We start from the raw sequence: 509 nt of genomic DNA on the forward strand, positions 1-509 counted from the left end.
CCTCGTACTCCAAGGGGAGTTCCGCCATGCCTTCTCGCGCGTCCAAGCTCGTCCGGATCGCTCTCGCCGCCTCCATCGCCGCCTCCGGCGCGATCGCCACCACCGCGTTCACCACCACCGTCGCCCAGGCCGCGACCTCCACGGTGGACGGGCAGATCACCCGCAGCGAGATCATCGCCCGGGCGGACTACTGGTACCAGATCGGGGCGCCCATCACCTACACCACGACCGGTGAGACCTACCCCGACTCCTCGGGTCGGGGCTACCGCAAGGACTGCTCCGGCTACGTCTCGATGGCCTGGCACCTGAGCGACAGCCTGGACACCACCCGCCTGCCCAACGTTGCTACCGAGATCCCCCGCAGCCAGCTCAAGCCCGGCGACATCCTCAACAGCCTCGTCGACCACGTCATCCTCTTCGACAAGTGGGACGACGCCGCGCACACCACGTTCTCCTACTACTCCTTCGGCTCCAACCCGGTGAAGCACAAGACCGGCATCTCCATCAAC

1 pseudogene is annotated in these 509 nt (G+C 66.6%); it reads left to right on the top strand.

Features of this window, described 5'->3' with window-relative positions:
• Positions 1-26 precede the first annotated feature (26 nt).
• Positions 27-509: pseudogene (locus tag ABD323_RS45635) on the top strand (hypothetical protein); the annotation flags it as partial.

This window comes from Kitasatospora nipponensis (assembly GCF_039528135.1).
Lineage (GTDB): Bacteria > Actinomycetota > Actinomycetes > Streptomycetales > Streptomycetaceae > Kitasatospora > Kitasatospora nipponensis.